Below are 21586 nucleotides of genomic sequence, written 5' to 3'. Positions count from 1 at the left end.
ATTTTGGGTCACGCGCGGCGGTTTAGGGTGCGGGGCAGGGACAACGCCGGTTGTCTTGGCGCATTTATTTCAGTAACCTTGTTCCGGTTAATCGGCCTTCCCGACACTTCCATACTGAGGACGTTGCCTGAAAGGGCGGCAGCGGCAGGGGAAGTTGTGGGCGAAGTCGACAGTACAGCTGAAAGTTCCGGATATGCCGCCCGCAACAATGATCGAACAGAATTTGCTGCTGCTGCTCGCGCTGCTGCCCTTCATCGGCGCGGTATTTGCCGCGACCCTGCCGGGCACGGCGCGGAATGCGGCGGCGCTGCTGTCGGGGCTCAGCCTGATCAGCGCGCTTGTGGTTCTCTGGGGGCTGCACCGGCGGGTGATCGACGAGGGGGTGGTTCTCAGCACCCTCGACTGGGTGCCGAGCATCGGGCTCCGCCTTACCTATCGGATCGACGGTTTTGCACTGTTCTTCTCTGCCCTGATCCTGATCCTCGGCCTGCTGATCGTTCTCTATGCGCGTTTCTATATGGCCAAAAGCGACCCGATGCCGCGCTTTTATGCCTTTCTGATGCTGTTCACCGGGGCGATGACGGGCATTGTCATTTCCGGCAACATTCTGATGCTGGTGGTTTATTGGGAACTGACCTCGATCATGTCGTTCCTGCTGATCGGTTTCTGGCATGACCGGCCGCAGGCGCGTGAGGGGGCGCGCACGGCGCTGATCGTCACCGCCGGGGGCGGGCTTTGCCTGCTGGTCGCGATACTGCTGCTGGGGGCGATGGTGGACAGCTATTCGCTGGATGTGGTGCTGCAGTCGGGAGATCTGATCCGCGCCCATCAGCTCTATCCGGTGATGCTGTCGCTGTTTCTGCTGGGCGCTTTCACCAAATCGGCGCAGCTTCCCTTTCATTTCTGGTTGCAGGGGGCGATGGTCGCGCCGACGCCGGTCTCCGCCTATCTGCATTCGGCGACCATGGTAAAGGCGGGGGTGTTTATCCTGATCCGCTTTTCCCCCGCCCTCGGCGGGACGGAGCTATGGTTCCACACCGTCACCGGGGTCGGCATGGCGACCTGCCTGCTGGGGGCGATCGTGGCGCTGTTCCGCCATGATATGAAAGGCTATCTCGCCTATTCGACGATCAGCCACTTGGGCCTGATCACGGCGCTGGCGGGCATGGGCGGGCCGCTCGCGATTTTCGCGGCCATCTTCCATATCGCCAATCACGCGACCTTCAAGGCGGCCATGTTCATGACGGCAGGCATCATTGATCACGAGACCGGCACGCGCGACATGCGGCGGCTTGGCGGGCTGTATCGCGCCATGCCGATTACCAGCGCCCTCGCGGTACTGGCGACTGCGGCGATGGCCGGGGTGCCGTTCTTCAACGGCTTTTTATCAAAGGAAATGTTCCTCGCCGAGAGCCTGCAGCCTTTTGACGGATCGCTGCTGGCCACGCTTCTGCCATGGGGCGCGGGGCTCGCCGCCTTCTTCTCGGTCGCCTATTCGACGCGGTTTTTGAAGGCGGTGATTTTCGGCGCGCCCGCCACCGATCTGCCGCGCCCGCCCCATGAACCGGCGCATGGCTTGCGCCTGCCCGTGGAACTGCTGGTCGCCGTCTGCCTGATTGTCGGGATCGCGCCCGCTGTGACGCTGGGGCCGATCCTCAATCTGGCCGCGACCTCCGTGCTGGGGCCCGGTTTCGTGGCGCCGCATCTGTACATCTGGCATGGCCTGACCCCGGCGTTGCAGATCAGCCTCGCCGCGCTTGGCCTTGGCGGCATCGCAGGCCTGCTGCTGAGCGGCTATATCGCCCGCGGACCGGAGGGGCCGCCACTTGTGCATCGCTTCCAGATCGCGCGGCTTTATGAATGGGCGCTGCTGACCTTTAGCTGGAAGCTGCCGCGCGTCGTCGAACGGCTGATCGGCTCGGAGAAGCTGCAACCGCAACTCCGCCTGCTGATCGTGCTGGTCATCGGCTTTACCGTGGCGGCGCTGTGGCGCGGCCTTAAAATCTATGACAATCCGGTGCAGAATGCGCCGAGTGTCGGCTTTGCCCTGATGTGGCTGGTCGGGGCCGCCTGCGCCCTCGGCGCGGCGTGGCAGGCGAAATATCACCGGCTGGCCGCCCTTGTCATGCTGGGCGGGGCGGGGGTCATCACCTGCCTGACCTTCGCCTGGTTTTCCGCGCCCGATCTCGCGGTGACGCAGCTTCTGGTGGAGATCGTGACGACGGTTCTGCTGCTGCTGGGCCTGCGCTGGCTGCCCAAGCGCGATGAGGAGATTGCCGCCGACAAGCGGCCCGTCGCGCATCTGCGCCGCGGCCGCGATTTCATCATTGCGCTGATTGCGGGCAGCGGCCTTGCCATGATTGCCTATGTGATGATGACCCGGCCGCTCACCCCCAGCATCGGCGACTGGTTTCTGGAGAATGCCTATCACGAAGGCGGCGGCACCAACGTGGTGAATGTCATCCTGGTTGATTTCCGCGCCTTTGACACTTTCGGCGAGATTACCGTCCTGGTCGTGGTGGCGCTCACCGTCTACGCCCTGCTGCGGCGTTTCCGCCCCTCCGCCGAGAGTGCGCCCGCACCGGTGCAGCAGCGCAATACCGGGCCCAATGCGCTGCGTGATTATCTGCATATCCCCTCCGTCATCATGAGCTGGATGTTCCCCGTGCTGATCGTCATTTCCGCTTACCTCTTTTTCCGCGGCCATGATCTGCCGGGCGGCGGCTTCTCGGCCGGGGTGACGCTCGCCATCGGCTTCCTGCTGCAATATATCGCCAGCAATGTCCGCTGGATCGAAAGCCGCCTGACCGTGCTGCCGATCCGCTGGATGGGCATCGGGCTGCTGATTGCCGGGCTGGTCGGTCTTGGCGCGCTGCTGTTTGGCGCACCGTTTCTCACCATGCATGCGCAATATATCGATGTGCCGCTGATCGGCCGGGTGCCGGCGGCGACGGCGCTGATTTTCGATCTCGGCGTTTATGCCGCCGTTGTCGGGGCGACGGTGCTGATGCTGATCGCCATCGCCCACCAGACGCTGCGTGCGGCGCGTGTGCGGGATATTGAAGAAGCGGCCGCTGCACAAGCTGCGGAGCAGGCTGAACAACCGCCCACCGGGGCCCGCGCCCCGGCCGCAGAACCGACGGGGGCCGCCTGATGGAAGTGATCCTCTCCCTCGCCATTGGCATTCTGTGCGGCTCCGGCGTCTGGCTGCTGCTGCGCCCGCGCACCTATCAGGTGATTGTCGGGCTGTGCCTGCTGTCCTATGCGGTCAATCTGTTCATCTTCTCCATGGGGCGGCTCAGCCCCGGCGCGGCGCCGATCATGCCGCGCGACGGGATGATTGACCCCGCGCAATATGCCGACCCGCTGCCGCAGGCGCTGGTGCTGACGGCCATTGTCATCAGCTTCGCGACGACGGCGCTGTTTCTCGTGGTCCTCACCGCCGCCCGCGGGATGAGCGGCACTGATCATGTGGATGGGGAGGAGCCGCGCGAATGAGCACATTGCCCAACCATCTGATCATGGCGCCGATCCTGCTGCCCTTCCTGACCGGGGCGATCATGCTGCTGTATGATGACCGGCAGCGGCAGGCGAAGATCGGCCTCGGCATTGTGTCGGTGATTTTGCAGATCGCCGTGGCGGTGGAGCTGGTGAGCGTCGCCAAGGAGGGGCTGCCGGTGGTCTACCGTTTGGGTGACTGGCTGGCGCCTTTTGGCATCACGCTGGTGCTCGACCGGCTGTCGGCGATGATGCTGCTGCTCAGCAGCGTGCTCGGCCTCGCCTCGCTCGTCTATGCGGCGGCGGCATGGCACCGGCAGGGGCAGAATTACCATTCGCTGTTCCAGTTCCTGTTGATGGGGCTGCATGGCGCCTTTCTGACCGGTGATCTCTTTAACCTGTTCGTCTTTTTCGAAGTGCTGCTGGCCGCTTCCTATGGATTGCTGCTGCATGGCTCGGGCCAGACACGGGTCAAGGCGGGGCTGCATTATATCGCGGTCAATCTGACGGCGTCGCTGTTTTTCCTGATCGGGGCGAGCCTTGTCTATGGCGTGACGGGCACGCTCAATATGGCGGATATCGCCCGCGTTGCCGCCGTGCTGCCGGGCGGGGACAGGCCGCTGTTCTACGCCGCCATCGCCTTCCTCTCGCTCGCTTTTCTGGTCAAGGCGGGGAGCTGGCCGCTCTGTTTCTGGCTGCCTGCCGCCTATATGGCGGGGGCGGCGCCGGTCGGCGCGATGTTTTCGATCATGACCAAGGTCGGCGTCTATGTGATCCTGCGTCTCGCCATGCTGGTGATCGGCGCGGGCGGCGACGCGGAGGAGGGGATCGCCGCCGAAATCATCATGGCCTGCGGCTTTGTGACCATCGCTTTCGGCATGGCCGGGGTGCTGGCGTCGCAGCTTCTGGCGCGCATGGCGAGCTTTCTGGTGCTCGTCTCCTCCGGTACGGTGCTGACGGTGATCGGTTTCGCACTGGAAGTTGAGAGCGCGGCCATGCTGACCGGGGCGCTTTATTACCTCGCCATATCGACGCTGGCGCTGGCGGCGCTGTTTCTGCTCAGCGAGCCAATGAACCGCGATGACGGCGGTTTTGCGGCCATGCTCGCCCTGACGGCGGAAACTTATGGCTTTGAGGAGGAGGAGACCCGCGAAGTCTCGCCCGCCCGGGCCATGCGCGGCGCGACGACGCTGCTCGCGCTCAGCTTCCTGATCAGCCTCTTGGTGCTGGCGGGGATGCCGCCGTTCGCCGGATTTATCGGCAAGGTGACCATGCTTGGCGCCGCGTTCGAGGTGGAGGGGTTCAGTCCGCCGGTGATCTGGTGTTTTGTCGGCCTGCTGATCCTGTCCGGTTTCGCCGCCATGATCGGCCTTGGCCGCATCGGCATCCAGACATTCTGGGGCACCGATGATCCGCCGCAGCAGGTGCCGGTGCTGGAGGTGGCGCCGATCCTGTTCCTGATTTTCATGCTGATCCTGCTCAGCATCGGGGCCGAGCCGGTGGTCCGCTATATGGCGGAGACCGTCACGGTCCTGGAATTGCCCGACTATTATATCGACGCGACGCTGCCGACGAACGATCTGGATGAGCCGAATGTGGAGGCGCCGCAAGCGCCGCCGTCGCCCCTGATGAAAAGGGGCGCGCCATGATCCGCCGCCTGATCCCCCATCCGCTGCTGTCTTTTGCGCTGCTGCTGTTCTGGCTGGTGCTGACCAGCTTTTCGGTCGGCAATCTGCTGCTTGGCGGCGTAATTGCCCTGTTCGCGGGCACCATGATGGCGAAGCTGCAACCCGCCACGCCGCGCCTGCGCCGCGTCATCCTGCTGCCGAAGCTGTTCGGCATCGTCTTTTATGACATCATCCGCTCCAACCTCGCGGTGTCCTGGCTGATTATCACGCGCGGGCGGCGGGGCACGCGGCATTCGGGCTTTGTCCCGCTGGATCTGGAGCTGAAGGACCCGACGGCGCTTGCCCTGCTGTCGATGATTATTACCGCGACGCCGGGCTCCGCCTGGATCGAATATAGCGCCGATGAGGACCATCTGGTTGTGCATGTCTTTGATCTGATTGACGAGGATCTGTGGCGCGCGCAGATCAAGGGGCGTTATGAATCCCTGCTGATGGAGATTTTCGAATGAGCGAACTGATCATGAATGCCGCCCTGTTTTATGCCCAGGCCACACTGTCGCTGGCGGCGGCCTGCGCCGGATACCGCATCCTGATCGGCCCGCGCGCGCAGGACCGCATCCTCGGCCTCGATACGCTCTATGTCACGGTGATGCTGCTGTTCCTGGTGGTCGGTCTGCGTCTCGGCTCCATCTTCTTTTTCGAAGCCGCCATGGTCATCGCCGTCATGGGCTTTGTGGCGACGGTCGCACTCGCCAAATTCCTCTATCGCGGGGAGGTGATCGAATGACCGATTTTGCGACCATCCCCCTCTGGATCATCCTGCCCATCGCCCTGTTTCTGGTGATCGGCTCAACCCTGACGCTGCTCGGCGCCATCGGGCTGGTGCGCCTGAAAAGCTTCTATGACCGCATCCATGCGCCGACTTTGGGGACGAGCTGGGGCACCGCCGGGATTGTCATTGCATCCATGCTGTTCGGCAGCTATATCGAGGGCAGGGCGGTCATTCATGAAATAGCCCTCGGGCTGTTCATCACCATTACGACGCCGGTGACGCTCATCCTGCTCGGCCGGGCGGCGCTGCACCGCGACCGGCTGGAAAAGGCGGATCACCTGCCGGAAGAGCTGCGATCGCTGCCTGAAGCGCGGGACCGGGCCGCGTCGGACTAGCGGAGCGGCGCATCCGGCATCACGCAAGAGGAGGAAGCGGATCATCATGGCGCGCAACATTTTCTTCGGCATTTCCATCGGCGGGCTGCTGTTTATCTTTCTGGTGCAGTTTTTCTGGTCGCCCGTGATCTATCTGCTGTGGCTGCTGGTGCCCTATATCCTGCTCGGCCTCTATGACATGAATTTCGCGCGGCATAATGTGCTGCGCAATTATCCGGTCATCGGCCATATGCGCTATGCGCTGGAATTTATCAGCCCGGAAATCCACCAGTATTTCATCGAATCCAATGAAAGCGGCCGTCCCTATAATCGTCAGCAGCGCAACATGGTCTATCAGCGCGCCCGCAAGGCCATGGACAGCCAGCCCTTCGGTACCCAGTGGGATATCGAGGAGGTGGGCTATCAGCGGGCCAGCCATTCCCTGGCCCCGCGGCATGTGGCGGCGGACAAGATGCGGCTTGTCGTCGGCGGACCGCAATGCACACAGCCCTATCAGGCCTCCCGCCTCAATATCTCGGCCATGAGTTTCGGCGCGCTGTCCTCCACCGCCATTCATGCCCTGAACGCGGGCGCGCGGCGCGGCAACTTCGCCCATAATACCGGGGAAGGGGGCCTCAGCCCTTATCATCTCGCGGGCGGCGGCGACATTATCTGGCAGATCGGCACCGGTTATTTCGGCTGCCGCGCGGCGGATGGCAATTTCGATCCCGACAAATTCCGTGAAAATGCCGGCAAGGACATCGTGAAGATGATCGAGGTGAAGCTCAGCCAGGGCGCGAAACCGGCCCATGGCGGCGTTCTGCCGGCGGCCAAGGTGGATGCGGAAATCGCCCGCATTCGCGGCGTGCCCATGGGGCAGGATGTGCTGTCCCCGCCTGCGCATCCGGCCTTTTCAACACCCGAAGGGTTGCTGGAATTCGTGCAGACTTTACGCGAGCTGTCAGGTGGCAAGCCGGTCGGATTCAAGCTCTGCATCGGGCGGCGCAGCGAGTTTATGAGCATCTGCAAGGCGATGCTGAAAACCGGCATCCTGCCCGATTTCATCACCGTCGACGGGGCGGAAGGCGGCACCGGCGCCGCGCCCGCCGAATTTTCCAACCGCCTTGGCGTGCCCATTGATGAGGCGCTGATCTTCGTGCATAGCTGCCTCAAGGGCATTGGCCACCGGCAGGATATCCGCGTCATCGCCAGTGGCAAGATCGTCTCCGGCTTCGACATGCTGGAAAAACTCGCTCTCGGCGCGGATATGTGCAATGTGGCGCGGCCGATGATGTTCGCCCTCGGCTGCATCCAGTCGCTGCGCTGCCATAACAACACCTGCCCGACCGGCATCGCGACGCAGGACGCCATTCGCGCCCGCGCCGTCAATGTCGGCACCCGGCAGCAGCATGTCGCCAATTATCATGCCGCCACGGTGGAAAGCCTGCGCGAGCTGATCGGCGCGCTCGGCCTTGACGGACCGGAGGATCTGGGCCCGCAGCATATTCATCAGCGCCTCGCCGACCAGACGGAGGTCACGACCGATGAAATCTATGAATATCTGGATGAGGGGGAGCTGCTTTCCGACACCATCCGGCCCGGATATCTGAAAGACTGGCAGAAGGCGCAGGCGGAAATTTTCTGAAAAAGCCGCCTCATCCGCCCCGCAACCTTGTGACAAAAAAAACGGCGCCTTGATCCGGCGCCGTTTGTCTTTTCATCTTTCGGACAGGATCAGCAGTAACGCTCAATGCCGATAATCTGCGTGTCGGAATAGCGATCGCCATGGGCGAAGCCGACGGGCAGGATCCTGTCAATCTCGGCAAGTTCATCCGCGCTCAATTTCATTTCCGCCGCCGCCGCGCATTCTTCCAGATGCGCCGCGCTACGCGTGCCGGGGATGGGAATCATGTCGCCCGGTTGCGCCAGTACCCAGGCAAGGGCCAGCGTGGCGGGAGAGACGCCCTTGTCCGCCGCGTAAGTGAAGAAGGGCTGAAGTGCCTTCATGTTATGACTGAAGTTCGGTTCGGTAAAGCGCGGGTTGCCTTTGCGGAAATCCGCCTTGCCGAAGATCTCCGGGTCCAGCCGGGTGCGGCTGAAAATCCCGCGCCCGACCGGGGAGAAGGGAACAAATGTTGTCCCGAGTTCGCGGCAGGCCTGCGTCATGCCAAGTTCCGGCAGCCGCGTCCAGAGGGAATATTCGCTCTGCACCGCCATCACGGGATGCACGGCGACGGCGCGGCGGAGTGAGGCGGGGGCGATTTCCGAAAAGCCGAAACCGCCGATCTTGCCCTCCTCCTTGAATTTGACCAGCGTGCCGACCACCTCCTCGATCGGGATGGACTGATCGCGCCGGTGAATATAGTAAAGCGCCACATGATCAACGCCGAGACGTTTCAGCGATCCTTCAAGTTCCGCCCGTAAATAGGCCTCACTGTTATCAAAACTGCGTGTGTTGGCCTTCACATCGCGCTTGATCCCGCCCTTGGTGGCAATTTTGAAAAAGCCGGGATTGTCCTTGAGGAACGCACCGATGACATCCTCACTCTTGCCCATGCCATAGATGTTGGAGGTGTCGAGAAAATCAACGCCGAGGTCCATCGCCTTTTTGAGTGTCGCATGGCTTTCCGCCATATCGGTCGCGCCGTAAAAGCCCGCGAAACTCATACATCCGAGGCCGATGGCCCCCACCTGTGGCCCGTTTTGCCCGAGCGGTCGCTTCTGCATGTTTTGTTATCCTTGTAAAATCAGCGTCTTGTATTTTTCTTAAAACCGATCCTATGCTAGGGTCAAGGCGCGAAGGTTAAAAAAAACAACAGTAAAGGAGGCGACCCGTGCAGACCCTTGAATTTTTCTTTGATTGTTCCAGCCCCTGGACCTATCTCGGCTTTGAAAGCCTGCAACAGCTCCACGCGCGGCATCCAAAGCTTGAGGTCAGCTATCGCCCTATCCTGGTCGGCGGCATTTTCAACACCATCAACCCGTCCGTCTATGCGTCGCGGCAGAATCCGGTCAAGCCAAAGCTGCGCTACCAGAAGAAGGATTTGCAGGACTGGGCCGAATATGTCGGCATCACGGTGAAGCATATGTCGGAGTTGCCGGTCTTCCCCGTCAACAGCGTGAAGGCCATGCGCGGCGCCATCTATGCCGATGAACAGGGCAAGCTCGTGCCTTACGCGCGGCGGGTGTTCGAAATTTACTGGAGCGAAGGCAAGGATATTTCCCAGGATGACGTGCTGAAAGAGGTGGTGAGCGAGGTCAATCTCGACATGACCGAATATTTCGAGAAGATCAAGGACCAGAAATACAAGGACGCCCTCAAAGACAATACCGAAGAGGTGATGGCGCGCGGCGGCTATGGCACACCGACCATCTTCCTGAACAAGACGGATATGTTTTTCGGCAATGACCGCTTCCCGCTTATCGAAGCGAAGCTGAACAAGGCATAAGGGACGCGTCATGATTGATCTTTACTACTGGCCGACGCCCAATGGCTGGAAAATCTCCATCGCGCTGGAGGAAATGGGCCTCGATTACCGTGTCGTGCCCGTCAATATCCAGAAGGGGGAGCAGTTCGAGCCGGATTTCCTGAAAATCAGCCCCAACAACCGCATGCCCGCCATTGTCGATCAGAACCCGGCGGATGGCGGCGCGCCGATTTCTGTGTTCGAGACCGGGGCGATCCTGCTCTATCTCGCGGACAAGACGGGGCAATTCATCCCCGCCGATATCCGCGGCCGCAATGAGGTGATCGAATGGCTGATGTGGCAGATGGGCGGGCTCGGCCCCATGCTCGGCCAAAACGGCCATTTCAAATTCTACGCGCCGGAACAGATTCCTTATGCCCAGAACCGCTACTCGACGGAGGCACTGCGGCTTTATGACGTGCTGGATCGCCGCCTTGACGGGCGGGACTATATCTGCGGTGAATATTCCATTGCCGATATGGCCTGCTGGCCATGGATCCTGACCTATAAGAAGCAGGAAATCGACCTCGCGGAATTTCCCAACATCCGCGCCTGGTATGACCGCTGCAAGGCGCGCCCGGCGCTGCGGCGCGGCTATGAGGTGGGGCGCGATCTCAGCAAACCGACCGGCAAATGGAGCGATGAAGCGCGGCAGAATCTGATGGCGCAGCGCGTGCCCCGACAAAGCTGATCGCGTATGGAGAGCCTCGCCGTTTATGGCGGCCTGTTGCTGTCGGCCTTTGCCTCGGCGACAGTGTTGCCCGGCACGTCCGAAGCGGCGATGGTCCTGCTGCTGAATGAAGGGAAGGGGACGCCGCTGCTGTTGCTGCTGGTGGCGACGGCGGGCAATGTGCTGGGGTCCGTTCTCAACTGGCTGCTCGGCCGGTTTTTCTCCGCCTATCGGGACCGCCGCTGGTTCCCGATCAAGGAAAAGACCTTCAACCGGGTACATGACTGGTATGAGCGCTATGGCCGCTGGTCGCTGCTGCTCGCCTGGGCGCCCTTTATCGGCGACGCGCTGACGCTGGTCGCCGGAACATTCCGGGTGAATTTCTGGTTTTTCCTGCTGCTGGTGACCATCGGCAAGGGCGCGCGCTACCTGTTCGTGCTACAGGCAGCGCAGCTTGTCATCGACTAGGCGGTCAGGCGCGGGCCGGATCGCGGACGCAGGATCAGTCTTTCAGATCCGCTTCCAGATACTGCCCGGCGGTCCAGCCGGTCATGCCGTTATATTCGATATTGCACCATTTGCGGCGGGTTTCGACTTTGCGCACCGCAGTGGTGGAGGTGCGCCATTCCAGATAGGGCATGCCCACATGGCAGCCGAGATTGACAATGCCGCCCGCTTCGGCAGGCAGGGAGCCAATCTTCTGCCCCTTCAGGGACGGATCCTTGCGGACATTGAGCGTGCCACCCGCTTTCATATTGACGCGGACGACGGCGGGATCTTCAGGGTCATCCATGGCGGTTGCGGTGCCGGCGGACAGGGTCACGCCAAGCCCGATGGCAAGAGCCCCGAAAGCGAGAGCCGACTTTGCAGCGGCGGCTTTGACGGCGGCGAGAGAAGTTGAAAATGAGCTCACAATAAACCTCATCGGCTGGGTAATCAGAATGTACAGTTGGCCATGTTCGACAGAAGGTATTAAAAAACGATTGTTAAGGAAAGTTAATAAAGGGTTATAGGCCAAAAAAAGTGCATTTTTCATCAATGGAGGCGTAAAAAATTGCATTTCCGGACCGTTATTGCCCGCAAAATGCCTTTTCCCGCCGGATTCACGTTGCCCAGAATGGCATATCCTGAGAGGGCGGAGGCTTTGCTGTTCCGTCACACAGATCCGGGCGCTTATCCGTCATTTGGGGGATAAGCGGGGGCGGAACCGGCATAAATTAACGAAAGTTTAATGTTAACTATTCGTAAATTCTGTACCCCATTGATATTAATGATAAATACTGAATTGTGGCATTTTCGGAAAACCCCCTGAATGAGGTATGCGGGGTGTTGATCATTTCGCTAATTTACCCGTAAGTGAAATATAGTCGCAGGAATTTATCGCCTGAACAGGCGGATGGAGCGGTGATATATGATCGGGGAAGACGTGACAGAGGATATTCTGTTCATCGATGATACGGCCGAAGGGCCGCGTATCGAAACCCTGCCGTATGATCTGGCGACTGTCGCGCTGATCGAAGGGCATGATCATATGCTCGGTGCACCGGGGGAGGAGCTTGTCCTCGCCGATAGCCTAGAGGAGCATGACCTGCTGCTGGAGGAGCATATTCCGCCCGTTATGGAAGATGCCTTTTTCGATGTCGATCAGGTAATCGGGGAGCATGATGGCTCTGTCCCGGCGACGGCGGCGATCCCGGATATCCCGGCGTTGCTGATTGATCCGGCGACGGACATGCTCGATCTTGACCGGCTGTATGACAATATCCGCCTGACCGCAACGGGAGAGGACAGTCCCGCCGATCTTGACTATGCCACCTCGCTGCTGCCGCCCTTCGCCGCCGTAGAGACAGCGGATGTCTCCCATGCCCTGCTGGGGGGCGATTATCCGCCGCCGGGCGGCCCCGCCCTCGATTTCATATTCAAAAATCTGCTGGCCGGCGACGAAAGCTGATCGCCGCGCCGTCCGCCGCGCCCGCGCCGCTGCCCGTGCGCTGTTTTTAGGCGCATCCCCCGCCATGAAATGCTACAACTTGCCGAAGGCATATAGACATTGAACGGGAAGGAGCGGGTCATGCAGACGGAAGAGATCACATTCGAGGGCACGGATGGACGGCTGGCGGCCAGGCTCGATCTGCCCGTCGGCAAACCGCTGACCTATGCGCTGTTCGCCCATTGCTTCACCTGCACGAAGGATATTTTCGCGGCCAGCCGCATTTCCGAAACGCTGACCGGCCTTGGCATCGCCACGCTGCGTTTCGATTTCACCGGGCTTGGCGAAAGCGACGGCGATTTCGCCAATACAAACTTCACCTCGAATATTCAAGATCTCCTGAAAGCCGCTGAATTTCTTGCTGAAAATTATCAGGCGCCAAGCCTGCTGGTGGGGCACAGCCTGGGCGGCGCGGCGGTGCTGGCGGCGGCGGTCGAGCTGCCGGATGTGAAGGCCGTGGCGACCATCGGCGCGCCGTTCGATCCGGCCCATGCGGGGCAGCATTTCCTGGATCAGCATGCCGAGATTCGCGCGAGCGACACGGCGGTCGAGGTGAATATCGGTGGCCGCCCGTTCCGGGTGAAGCGCCAGTTTCTCGACGATATCGACAATTTTGCGCAAACCGACCGGCTGAAGAAACTGAAGAAGGCGCTGCTGATCCTGCATGCGCCGCTGGATCAGATCGTCGGCATCAACAACGCCACCAATATCTTTGTCGCGGCGCGGCATCCGAAAAGCTTCCTCTCGCTCGACCGGGCGGATCATCTTCTGCGGCGCAGCGCCGATGCCGCTTACGCGGCGGAGATGATCGGCAGCTGGGCGCGCCGCTATATTCCCACCCTGATGGAGACGGAGCCGAAGACCGGTCTCACCGGAGAGGCGACGGATACCTTCGTGATCGAGGCGGGGGACGGCTTTCGCCAGCATATTTCCGCCGCCGGGCATCGTCTGACTGCGGATGAACCCTTCGCCATGGGCGGGACAAATCGCGGCCCCAACCCCTATGATCTGCTGCTGAGCGGCCTCGGGGCCTGCACCTCCATGACCATCCGCATGTATGCCAACCGCAAGAAATGGCCGCTGCGGCATGTCTCGGTCCGGCTCAGCCATGCCAAGATCCACGCCGAGGATTGCGCCGACTGCGACACGAAGGAGGGCAAGATCGACCATATCGAGCGGGAGATCGAGCTGATCGGCGATCTCGATGACGAGATGCGGGCGCGGCTGCTGGAAATCGCCGATCGCTGCCCGGTTCACCGCACCCTGCATTCGGAGGTGAAAATCTCGACCCGTCTCACCTGAACGGAGCATCCCGGCGGCGGCGGATCACTACGGAAAAACTGACGGCGGGGCAGAGTAAGGCGGCTTTCCTGCCCGTGAATTGTTCTGTGAGCTGTCTGTAATCTGTTCCCTGTTTTGTTGCCTCTCTTCCGGCAAAAACTGATTCAGACATAGTTTCGCCATGATTGTATAGCATACTGTGAAAACTCGATAAATTTTTATCAAAATGCGACACAAACAGCACAGTTTGTTCCCCCGGGTGATTTCTTTCTCCGCCGCCGTGGCAAAATTAACCAAATCTTAAATCTTTCCCGCGACACTATCCGTAGGACCTTTGTATCCATCGGGTTTGTACGGCGTATCGGTGGGAGGATTTTATCGTGACGGAACAGTTTCATCGGAATTTCGGCGTTTTGCTGGCCTTTGTGGCGGCGCTCTTTGCCCTGCTGTTTTTCTGGACCTATCAGGTCTATTCCCTGAATGCGCCAACCCGCTGGCTGAAGGAGGACCGTCACTTCGCCGATATCACCGATAACCGCGAACAGGTGATGAGCCTGGTCGGCTTTCATGGCATGATTCACAACTTCAAGGATTATCTGCTGCGCGACGATCCGGCGGACAAGGCGGAATTTTTCCGCCATTTCGAAGCGGCGCGCGCGGAGCTGACCGTCATCCGCCAGCATTTCGGCGCGGCGGCGGAAGCGGATGTGGCGGCCATCGACGCCGCCTTGCGCAATTATTTCGTCAGCCTCAACCGCATTGACCAGCTGCGCGGGGAGGGCCGGTCCATCGCCGAGATCGACGCCACCATCAATATCAATGACGATGCCGCCTTTGCCGCGTTTGGCAATATCCTGAAACTTTATGAGGCGCAGAAATCGGCCTTTCGCAATCAGGTGGTTCAGGCCATCGAGCAGGATAGCAACAATCTGCAATCGCTCTATACGACGCTGTTCGCCATCGGCCTGCTGCTGACGGTGGCGGTGGTGATGGGGCTGCGGTTTGAATATCTGAAGCGCCGCGCGGTGCGCGAGAGGAGCGAAACGAAATCGCTGCTCGACAGTTTTCTCGATCATTCGACGGTGCCCTTCCTGATCGCCGGGCCGGACAAGATCATCCGCCATTGCAATCTGGCGGCGGCGAAGCTGCTGGAGACGAAGCCCGAGAATCTGATCGGCGCCAGCCTCTCGCAGATTATCGAGGCGCCGATCCCCGATAACGCGGCCATGTCGTTCGAAACCGGCCGGGCGCGCCGGATTGCCACGGAAATCGAGCTGCAAAGCGGGCGTAAAATTCCGGTCCGCGCCGATTTTTCCACCAACCGCGCGGGCACCATGCGCATCGTCGCACTGTTTGACCAGAGCAGCGAAATCCGCATTCGCGAGCGGCTGCTGGTCGAGGCCGAGCATCGCCTTGCCAATGACACCATCGATGAAAGCCTCGCCATTCGCCGCGATATCCAGAAGCTGACCGATCTGGTCGGCGACTTCACCCGTGAGGCCGAGGCTGTGGGGCAGGATTTCGGCCCGCGCGCGCAAGAAATTGCCACGTCCCTCAAGCAGCATCTCGCCGATTTCCTGGATAGTGCCACGGCGATGAGCGAGGGGCGGCTGGCCGTCGGGCTGAACGGCCCGGCGAAGCAGAAAATCAGCAAAACCCTCGCGGATGCCCTCGCAAAATTCGACAAGCCGGTGCAGGAACGCCAGCTCCTGTTCAACTGGGTCAACCATGTGCCGGACGGGCGCGAGATCGACTTCCCCGCGCAGCTTCACCGTATTCTCTGCACGCTGGTCAGTAACGCCATCAACTATACCAAGCCGGGCGGCGCGGTGAAAATCTCCACCTCGCTGGAGGAGGAGACGCTGATCCTGAAGGTGGAGGATACCGGCATCGGCATCGAGGAGGCGGACATCCCGCGCATTTTCGAACGCGGCGTGCGGCTGAAGAATGCGGCGCAGATGGCGGGCGGCCTCGGCCTTGGCCTGCATGCGGCGGGGGAAACGCTGCGCCATCTCGGCGGCGAGATCATCTGTAATTCCTATGCCGGGATCGGCTCCGACTTCGTGGTGCGGATTCCGCTGGTGCAGCAGGCGCAGAATGTCGTCACCCTGCCACGGGGGGAGCGGAAAGAGGACGCGCCGCGCGGTGCACAGGAAGGAATCTGAGAGAGATTTAGCGACGGCGTAAGGGCAACCGGTCCGACAACGCCCCCGCCCGTGATGGTCAACACCGCCCGGTCGATGCGGGGCGCAGGGCCGGGAAGGGGCGGCGTTACAGGCGGGTGAGACCCGCCGTCTTCAGCGTGTCAATGATGAGGTCGCGCAGCCAGTTGCTATGCTGAAGAAACATATCCCGCGCCGCATCTTCGCGGGCGGCGAGCAGCAGCTCCTTCACCTCGTTATGATCGCGCAGGCAGCGTTCCTTGTGGGATCCATCCACATGGCGCATGGCTTCGAAATGCCCGCGCTGGACAATATCGCGATAGGCGAGGCCCGCCTCCTGCAATTTCATATTGCCGTTCAGGATGAACAGGCTGCGGTGGAATTTCTCGTCCGCGTCCTGCCAGGCGGCTTCGTCATGGCTGCGCAGGGCCGTTTCCTCGCCCGACAGGGCATAGAGCATCGGCATGATGTCGGTGCGGCTCAGCCCGCGCGCGCAGATATTGCCGATGGCCTGCAATTCCAGCCCGGTGATGATCTGATAGTAATCCGCAAGATCGCGCGTGCTGAGGGCGAGCAGACGGATGCCGCGCTTGGGCACAATCTCCACCACTTTTTCCGTTTGCAGCCGCAGCATCGCCTCGCGCACCGGAGTGCGGCTCATGCCGAGCTGCTGTTCGATCTCGGGCATGTTGATGAAGCTGCCGGGCGGGATTTTGCCCGCGTTGATTTCCGCCTTGATGGCGGAATAGGCCATCTCGGTGCGGGACTGTTTTTTCGGCACCAGGGAGGGGCGCGCTTTATATTGCAGGGCTGTGGTCATAGTGGCGTTATCCTGCCACCGTTATCCTTGCCAAAGTGTTAAGGAAAGCGGCAATTACGCGCAGAATTTTATCTTGTCCGCCGACTTTATCGCCATTTCAGGAAATATTTCTCCGCCTGTCCGATCAGCCAGGCGAAGACAAGCCCCATCAGCGAGAGAAGGGCGACCCCGGCGATCAGCTGGTCCGTCGCCATCAGGCTGCCCGCCAGCAGAATATAGGCGCCGACGCCATATTCCGCCGCGATCATCTCCGCCGCAACCAGCAGGATAATGGCGATGGCCGCCGAAATGCGCGCGCCGGACAGGATGGCGGGCAACGCGCCGGGCAGGATGATTTTGCGGATGATGGACAGCTTTGACAGGCCGAAGGACTGCCCCATGCGGATCAGGTTCCTGTCCACATTGTCGATGCCGCCATAGGTGGCGATGACCGTCGGGAAGAAGGTGCCGAACAGGATGGTCGCCACCTTCGATCCCTCGCCGATGCCGAACCAGATGACGAACAGCGGCAGCAGCGCGATTTTCGGTACCGGGAAAATGGCGGAGACCAGCGGTTGCAGGCCGGAGCGGGCGAGGGAGAACAGCCCGATCAGCGTGCCGACAAAAATACCGAGCAGCGTGCCCGCCGACCAGCCGATCAGCAGCCTTTGCAGTGATGCCGCAAGATGATCCCAGAGCAGCCCGGTGCGCACCAGATTCATGAAGGCGTCAAACGCCTCCGACGGGGCGGGCAGGATCAGCGGGCTGATAAAGCCGACGCGGCAGCCAAATTCCCAGAAGGCGATCAGGGCGATAAAGACAATCGGCGCGACAATCCGCCGGGGTTTCGGCAGGAAGCCGCCGCCGCGAAAGGGGACGGGTTTTGCCGGGCTTTCCGGCCCTTCGCTCTCCCGCAATCCGTCAGACATCGAGTAACTCCCGATCAGCGGCAAGGGCCTCCTCGCGCATCAGGTTCCACAGCCGTTTCTGGATCGCCTCCAGCTCGCTATTGTCACTGCGGCGGTCGCTGAGCGGCATGTCAATCTCGACAATTTCGCGGATTTCGCCGGGACGGCGCGACAGCACGACGATGCGATGGCCGAGGCGGACGGCCTCATTCAGGTTATGGGTGACATAGGCGGCGGTATACTGCTCCTTCTCCCACAGATCGACGAGGTCATCCATGAGCAACTCCCGCGTCTGGGAATCGAGGGCCGACAGCGGCTCATCCATCAGCAGCACGGCGGGCCGCACGGAAAGCGCCCGCGCAATGGCGACGCGCTGTTTCATGCCGCCGGATAGCTGTCGCGGATAGGCTTTGCGGAAATCGGCGAGCTTCGTGCGGGCCAGCACATCGGCAATGATGGCCTCCCGCGCCGCCGCGCTTAAATCATGATCCTCCAGCACGAGGCTGACATTCGCCTCCACCGTGCGCCAGGGCAGCAGGGCGAAATCCTGAAAGATGTAGGTGAGGGGGTTGAGGCATCCCTCCGGCACTTCGCCCGATTGCAGCACCTCCCCGCCTGTTGGGCGTTCCAGCCCGCCGATCAGGCGCAAAAGCGTGGATTTGCCGCAGCCCGACGGGCCGATAAGGCAGACAATCTGGCCGCGCCGGATGTCCAGATTGATATCCCGAAGGACCTCAACCTCATCATAATGATGGGAAATATGGCGGAGGTTGAGGTCCATTTTACTCAGAACGTCTCGACATAGCTGGTGTTGACCAGCGTCTCGATGGCGATGTCTTTGGAGACCAGCCCCTCCGCCTTGAACCAGTCGAGCTGGTCGGTGATGTTGGTCATGTTGAGGGCCGCGCCCTTGTTCATGCGCATCGCGCCATTCTGGATGGACGGGGCGGCCTTTTCGATCGGCTGATCGGCATAGACATATTTATGGATCAGGGTGATCATGGCATTTGCGCCGTCCTCCCCTTCGGTTTTATCGACAAGCGCGGCGTTGAAATCATCGGCGCCCTTGGAGAAGGCGGCCAGGAACCGCTTCACCAGATCGGGTTTTTCCTCCGCATTCTTGGTGGAGGTGAAGACCGTTGTCACCTGATAATCGGGGATATAATCGGCGACCATGCCGATCTGCACCACCGCATCCCCCTTGGCGAGCGGGATGCCGATATGCGGCACGATGGACCAGGCGTCGACCTGCCCGGATTTGAGCGCGCCGATGATCGCGCCGACCTTCTGCAGCGGCACCAGCTTCATATCAGCGGTTGAAAAGCCTTCCTTCTCGGCGATCTTGGCGGCCATATAATGAAACGACGATCCGGCCTGCGTAATGCCGAAGCTGCGGCCCTTCAATTTGGACGGATCCGTCAGCCCATCGTCATAGGCGCCCTTGGAGGCGAGGATCACCTGACCATTGACGCCCGGCTCTTCCTGAAGCCCGCCGCCGATCACCTTCACCGCGCCCTTTTCCGCGAGATTGATCAGCCCGCCGGAAATCGCCGTGATGCCGAAATCCACATCGCCGGAGGCAATGGCGACAGCCATCGGCTGCGCCGCCTGAAAGAATTTGAACTCGACTTCCAGCCCCTCGTCCGTGAAGTAGCCTTTCTCATAGGCCACAAAGCTCGGCGCATGGGAGGTGAATCGCAGTGCGCCCACTGTGATCTTGTCGGCGGCGAAGGCGGGCAGGCTGCTGGCCCCGAGCGTTGCAAGCGCCAGCGCGCTGCCGATGACAGCTTTCTTGAAAGACCGTCTGGTCATGGAATTCATTGAAGTATCCTCCCGAAAGGTGAAGAAATTATCGCGTTTTTATACCGGCTTTTCTTGTAAGGTTATGGGGCGCGGAAAGTCAAACGAATATCCGCGCGTCCTATTCCCCCGCAATCCAGCTTTGCCGCACGCTGAGGTCCGGCGCCAGGCGCAGCAGGTCGGCGCGGTATCCGGGCGCGATATGGCCGTGGCTGTTCTGAAGACCGAGGAAGCGGGCGGGCGACGCGCTCGCCATCTCCACGGCTGTCTCCAGTGGCTGATCCAGATGCCGGACGGTATTCCTGACCGCGCTCGCCATATCAAGGGCGGAACCGGCGAGCGTGCCGTCCGCCGTGGTGAGGCGGCCGCCCTCAAGACGGATGGTGCCGCCATTCCAGGGCATTTCCGTTGCCGCCGTACCGACAATTCCCATAGCGTCGGTCACCAGCATCAGACGATCCGCGCCCTTCGCGGCAAGGGCGATTTTCAGTGTCGCCGGATGCACATGATAGGTGTCGTTGATCACCCCGCAGAAGACATCTGGGGCATTCAGGCCTGCGCCGATCAGGCCGGGATCGCGAGAGAGCAGGGACGGCATGGCATTATAAAGATGCGTAACGCCGGTGAGGCCTGCGTTGATCGCCGCCTGCATCTGATCGAACGTCGCGGCGCTGTGCCCCGCCGCGACCCGCACGCCCGCCGCCGTCAAGGCCCGGATGTCATCAGTGCGGACAGCTTCCGGCGCGAGGGTGACGAGAACTTTTCCGATATCGCCGCGCGTCGCAAGGGCCAGAAACGCCGCGTCCATCTCGCGGATTTTCGCTTCCGGATGGATGCCCTTGCGGTCCGGGTTGAGATACGGCCCCTCAAAATGAAGGCCGAGGATGCCGGGAACACCCGCCGCAAGCGCCGCCGCGATCAGATCGGCGGCCTTTTCCATCGCCGCGAAATCATCGCTGATCAGGGTCGGCAGCATCCCGGTGGTGCCGAAGGCGCGGTGGGCGGCGGCGATTTTCCGGATATCATCAAGGCTTTCCGCGCCGTTCAGCATCACCCCGCCGCCGCCATTGACCTGCGTATCAATAAAGCCCGGCAGCAGGTAATCGCCGTCGAGGGCCTGCCGTTCATAACCCACCGGAATGTCCGCGGGGCGGCAGATATCCGCGATCAGCTCCCCCTGGATCAGCAGCGCCGCATCGTCGCGCCAGCCGGTGGGCGTGAGGATTTTCGCATCCAGCAGCGCCCGCTTCATGCCCGCACCGTGCCCGTCTTGTTGATCAGCCCCGTGCGGTTGTTGATCAGCCGCAACGCCCCGTCGAACACATCGCCCTCCGCCGTTGCCGCATGGCGGGCGAGGGCGGTATCCAGCCATGGGCGCACCGGTTTTGCAAGGCCGCCCACATGATGCACCTCCTTGATGCCGCGCTTGACAAGGGCGCGGGTGAGCTGGTCAATCTCGGCGGCGATCCCCTTGATCAGGCTGATCGCCACTTCATCCTGTTTCACGGCGTAATCGAAGGCGAGGCCCGCAAAGGCGCCATAGTCGGCTGGCGTGGCGGTGAGCGCCCAGCGGCTCACCTCCGGCGGCGATCCGCCCGCCTTTTTCAGCAGCGCCTTGCAGAAGGGGGAGGTGGGCAGAATCCCGTCCGCCGCCTGCACCGCGCGGCGCAGCGCGAGATAGCCGAGCCGCGCGCCCGAGCCCTGATCGGAAATCTGAAAGCCCCAGCCGCCGATGTAGAATTTCTCCGCCCCCTTGACGCCGAAGGCGCAGGAGCCGGTGCCGGTGATCAGGACGCCGCCATCGCCGCCCGCAAAGGCGCCAAGCTGGGCGACAAAGGCATCCGTCTCCGCCGTCATGGAGGCGAAGGGATGCGGCATTTTCACAAATTCATCGCGCCGCCCCTGATCCACCAGCCCGGCCATGGCGAATCCTGCATGCAGGCGGGAGAGGGGGATCGTTTCCCCCTCCAGCTTGTCGAGCGCCTGCCGGGTGGCGCGGAAAATCTCGCTCATCACCGGTTCCAGGCTGCGCGCGGCATTGGCGGCCCCGCCATGCCCCTCCGCCAGCATCAGGCCATTGCGGTCATAAAGCCGCACGCGGCAGGTGCTGCCGCCGCAATCCGCCGCCAGATAGACCGGTTTATCGCCCGTGATCGCCATGCAAATCGGCCTTTCGCCGCCTCACAACTTTAAAGAAAATTCTTATCCCCTTTGTTTCAATTTGAAATTTGAAACGT

Annotated in this window: 21 protein-coding genes; 13 read left to right on the top strand and 8 right to left on the bottom strand. The window is 61.3% G+C overall.

Going from position 1 to position 21586, the window contains the following annotated elements; all coding sequences use genetic code 11:
- Nucleotides 1–208: 208 nt before the first annotated feature.
- The 7 genes from CMN55_RS13970 to CMN55_RS13940 are packed head-to-tail and all read left to right on the top strand — an operon-like array spanning nucleotide 209 to nucleotide 7917.
- Entirely contained in the window at nucleotides 209–3154 is a 2946-nt protein-coding gene (locus tag CMN55_RS13970; protein WP_366932073.1) for a monovalent cation/H+ antiporter subunit A, read from the top strand.
- The gene (locus CMN55_RS13965) at nucleotides 3154–3498 is read left to right on the top strand and encodes a Na+/H+ antiporter subunit C (RefSeq protein ID WP_293950428.1); all 345 of its coding nucleotides are present in this window, start codon (nucleotides 3154–3156) and stop codon (nucleotides 3496–3498) included. The genes CMN55_RS13970 and CMN55_RS13965 overlap by 1 nt, the downstream gene beginning before the upstream one ends.
- The gene (locus CMN55_RS13960; RefSeq protein ID WP_293950427.1) at nucleotides 3495–5147 is read left to right on the top strand and encodes a monovalent cation/H+ antiporter subunit D; all 1653 of its coding nucleotides are present in this window, start codon (nucleotides 3495–3497) and stop codon (nucleotides 5145–5147) included. The genes CMN55_RS13965 and CMN55_RS13960 overlap by 4 nt, the downstream gene beginning before the upstream one ends.
- On the top strand, nucleotides 5144–5635 hold the full coding sequence (locus tag CMN55_RS13955; RefSeq protein ID WP_293950426.1) for a Na+/H+ antiporter subunit E: 492 nt from the start codon (nucleotides 5144–5146) through the stop codon (nucleotides 5633–5635). Before CMN55_RS13960 ends, CMN55_RS13955 begins: the two co-directional genes overlap by 4 nt.
- The gene (locus tag CMN55_RS13950) at nucleotides 5632–5913 is read left to right on the top strand and encodes a K+/H+ antiporter subunit F (protein WP_293950425.1); all 282 of its coding nucleotides are present in this window, start codon (nucleotides 5632–5634) and stop codon (nucleotides 5911–5913) included. The genes CMN55_RS13955 and CMN55_RS13950 overlap by 4 nt, the downstream gene beginning before the upstream one ends.
- Nucleotides 5910–6293, top strand: a complete 384-nt coding sequence (gene mnhG, locus CMN55_RS13945; RefSeq protein WP_293950424.1) for a monovalent cation/H(+) antiporter subunit G — start codon at nucleotides 5910–5912, stop codon at nucleotides 6291–6293. Before CMN55_RS13950 ends, mnhG begins: the two co-directional genes overlap by 4 nt.
- Nucleotides 6294–6339: 46 nt before the next feature.
- Nucleotides 6340–7917 carry an FMN-binding glutamate synthase family protein gene (locus CMN55_RS13940; protein WP_293950423.1) on the top strand — a complete coding sequence of 526 codons (1578 nt, stop codon included), beginning with the start codon at nucleotides 6340–6342 and terminating at the stop codon, nucleotides 7915–7917.
- An 89-nt stretch (nucleotides 7918–8006) separates the two neighbouring features.
- Here CMN55_RS13940 and CMN55_RS13935 read toward each other — a convergent pair whose 3' ends face one another.
- Nucleotides 8007–8999 carry an aldo/keto reductase gene (locus tag CMN55_RS13935; RefSeq protein WP_293950422.1) on the bottom strand — a complete coding sequence of 331 codons (993 nt, stop codon included), beginning with the start codon at nucleotides 8997–8999 and terminating at the stop codon, nucleotides 8007–8009.
- Between the two features lie 107 nt (nucleotides 9000–9106).
- On the opposite strand from CMN55_RS13935, the gene CMN55_RS13930 reads away from it, so the two are divergent.
- From CMN55_RS13930 to CMN55_RS13920, 3 genes are read left to right on the top strand one after another with little or no spacing between them, the layout of a single operon-like run.
- Entirely contained in the window at nucleotides 9107–9721 is a 615-nt protein-coding gene (locus CMN55_RS13930; RefSeq protein ID WP_293950421.1) for a 2-hydroxychromene-2-carboxylate isomerase, read from the top strand.
- A gap of 10 nt (nucleotides 9722–9731) precedes the next feature.
- Entirely contained in the window at nucleotides 9732–10430 is a 699-nt protein-coding gene (locus tag CMN55_RS13925) for a glutathione S-transferase N-terminal domain-containing protein (protein WP_293950420.1), read from the top strand.
- 6 nt (nucleotides 10431–10436) lie between these two features.
- Complete coding sequence (locus CMN55_RS13920) at nucleotides 10437–10877, top strand: YqaA family protein (RefSeq protein ID WP_293950419.1); 441 nt, start codon at nucleotides 10437–10439, stop codon at nucleotides 10875–10877.
- Between the two features lie 34 nt (nucleotides 10878–10911).
- Here CMN55_RS13920 and CMN55_RS13915 read toward each other — a convergent pair whose 3' ends face one another.
- Entirely contained in the window at nucleotides 10912–11322 is a 411-nt protein-coding gene (locus CMN55_RS13915) for an SH3 domain-containing protein (RefSeq protein WP_293950418.1), read from the bottom strand.
- Nucleotides 11323–11820: 498 nt separating this feature from the next.
- On the opposite strand from CMN55_RS13915, the gene CMN55_RS13910 reads away from it, so the two are divergent.
- The 3 genes from CMN55_RS13910 to CMN55_RS13900 all read left to right on the top strand — a co-directional run bounded on the left by CMN55_RS13910 (nucleotide 11821) and on the right by CMN55_RS13900 (nucleotide 15845).
- Entirely contained in the window at nucleotides 11821–12360 is a 540-nt protein-coding gene (locus CMN55_RS13910) for a hypothetical protein (RefSeq protein WP_293950417.1), read from the top strand.
- A 120-nt stretch (nucleotides 12361–12480) separates the two neighbouring features.
- Nucleotides 12481–13701, top strand: coding sequence for a bifunctional alpha/beta hydrolase/OsmC family protein (locus CMN55_RS13905; protein ID WP_293950416.1), 1221 nt, complete (start codon nucleotides 12481–12483; stop codon nucleotides 13699–13701).
- A gap of 359 nt (nucleotides 13702–14060) precedes the next feature.
- Entirely contained in the window at nucleotides 14061–15845 is a 1785-nt protein-coding gene (locus CMN55_RS13900) for a sensor histidine kinase (RefSeq protein ID WP_293950415.1), read from the top strand.
- A 106-nt stretch (nucleotides 15846–15951) separates the two neighbouring features.
- Here CMN55_RS13900 and CMN55_RS13895 read toward each other — a convergent pair whose 3' ends face one another.
- From CMN55_RS13895 to CMN55_RS13870, 6 genes are all read right to left on the bottom strand, one after another.
- A complete protein-coding gene (locus tag CMN55_RS13895; RefSeq protein ID WP_293950414.1) occupies nucleotides 15952–16662 on the bottom strand; it encodes a GntR family transcriptional regulator in 711 nt (236 codons plus the stop codon).
- 86 nt (nucleotides 16663–16748) lie between these two features.
- On the bottom strand, nucleotides 16749–17570 hold the full coding sequence (locus tag CMN55_RS13890; RefSeq protein ID WP_293950413.1) for an ABC transporter permease: 822 nt from the start codon (nucleotides 17568–17570) through the stop codon (nucleotides 16749–16751).
- Nucleotides 17563–18330, bottom strand: a complete 768-nt coding sequence (locus CMN55_RS13885) for an ABC transporter ATP-binding protein (protein WP_293950412.1) — start codon at nucleotides 18328–18330, stop codon at nucleotides 17563–17565. Before CMN55_RS13885 ends, CMN55_RS13890 begins: the two co-directional genes overlap by 8 nt.
- 5 nt (nucleotides 18331–18335) lie before the next feature.
- Complete coding sequence (locus CMN55_RS13880) at nucleotides 18336–19370, bottom strand: ABC transporter substrate-binding protein (protein ID WP_366932069.1); 1035 nt, start codon at nucleotides 19368–19370, stop codon at nucleotides 18336–18338.
- Between the two features lie 100 nt (nucleotides 19371–19470).
- Nucleotides 19471–20601, bottom strand: a complete 1131-nt coding sequence (gene nagA / locus CMN55_RS13875; RefSeq protein ID WP_293950410.1) for an N-acetylglucosamine-6-phosphate deacetylase — start codon at nucleotides 20599–20601, stop codon at nucleotides 19471–19473.
- Complete coding sequence (locus CMN55_RS13870) at nucleotides 20598–21509, bottom strand: glucosamine kinase nucleotide-binding domain-containing protein (protein ID WP_293950409.1); 912 nt, start codon at nucleotides 21507–21509, stop codon at nucleotides 20598–20600. Before CMN55_RS13870 ends, nagA begins: the two co-directional genes overlap by 4 nt.
- Nucleotides 21510–21586 lie beyond the last annotated feature (77 nt).

Origin of the sequence: Sneathiella sp., from assembly GCF_002694385.1 — a bacterium.
In the GTDB taxonomy this organism is placed as follows: domain Bacteria; phylum Pseudomonadota; class Alphaproteobacteria; order Sneathiellales; family Sneathiellaceae; genus Sneathiella.
Note: the sequence above shows the minus strand (reverse complement) of the source record. Positions and strands in the feature narration are given on the sequence as shown.

Coding starts and splice junctions, on each gene's coding strand:
- CMN55_RS13970 (WP_366932073.1), top strand. CDS start 209: ATGATCGAACAGAATTTGCTGCTGCTGCTCGCGCTGCTGCCCTTCATC.
- CMN55_RS13965 (WP_293950428.1), top strand. CDS start 3,154: ATGGAAGTGATCCTCTCCCTCGCCATTGGCATTCTGTGCGGCTCCGGC.
- CMN55_RS13960 (WP_293950427.1), top strand. CDS start 3,495: ATGAGCACATTGCCCAACCATCTGATCATGGCGCCGATCCTGCTGCCC.
- CMN55_RS13955 (WP_293950426.1), top strand. CDS start 5,144: ATGATCCGCCGCCTGATCCCCCATCCGCTGCTGTCTTTTGCGCTGCTG.
- CMN55_RS13950 (WP_293950425.1), top strand. CDS start 5,632: ATGAGCGAACTGATCATGAATGCCGCCCTGTTTTATGCCCAGGCCACA.
- mnhG (WP_293950424.1), top strand. CDS start 5,910: ATGACCGATTTTGCGACCATCCCCCTCTGGATCATCCTGCCCATCGCC.
- CMN55_RS13940 (WP_293950423.1), top strand. CDS start 6,340: ATGGCGCGCAACATTTTCTTCGGCATTTCCATCGGCGGGCTGCTGTTT.
- CMN55_RS13935 (WP_293950422.1), bottom strand. CDS start 8,999: ATGCAGAAGCGACCGCTCGGGCAAAACGGGCCACAGGTGGGGGCCATC.
- CMN55_RS13925 (WP_293950420.1), top strand. CDS start 9,732: ATGATTGATCTTTACTACTGGCCGACGCCCAATGGCTGGAAAATCTCC.
- CMN55_RS13920 (WP_293950419.1), top strand. CDS start 10,437: ATGGAGAGCCTCGCCGTTTATGGCGGCCTGTTGCTGTCGGCCTTTGCC.
- CMN55_RS13910 (WP_293950417.1), top strand. CDS start 11,821: ATGATCGGGGAAGACGTGACAGAGGATATTCTGTTCATCGATGATACG.
- CMN55_RS13905 (WP_293950416.1), top strand. CDS start 12,481: ATGCAGACGGAAGAGATCACATTCGAGGGCACGGATGGACGGCTGGCG.
- CMN55_RS13895 (WP_293950414.1), bottom strand. CDS start 16,662: ATGACCACAGCCCTGCAATATAAAGCGCGCCCCTCCCTGGTGCCGAAA.
- CMN55_RS13890 (WP_293950413.1), bottom strand. CDS start 17,570: ATGTCTGACGGATTGCGGGAGAGCGAAGGGCCGGAAAGCCCGGCAAAA.
- CMN55_RS13885 (WP_293950412.1), bottom strand. CDS start 18,330: ATGGACCTCAACCTCCGCCATATTTCCCATCATTATGATGAGGTTGAG.
- CMN55_RS13880 (WP_366932069.1), bottom strand. CDS start 19,370: ATGAATTCCATGACCAGACGGTCTTTCAAGAAAGCTGTCATCGGCAGC.
- nagA (WP_293950410.1), bottom strand. CDS start 20,601: ATGAAGCGGGCGCTGCTGGATGCGAAAATCCTCACGCCCACCGGCTGG.
- CMN55_RS13870 (WP_293950409.1), bottom strand. CDS start 21,509: ATGGCGATCACGGGCGATAAACCGGTCTATCTGGCGGCGGATTGCGGC.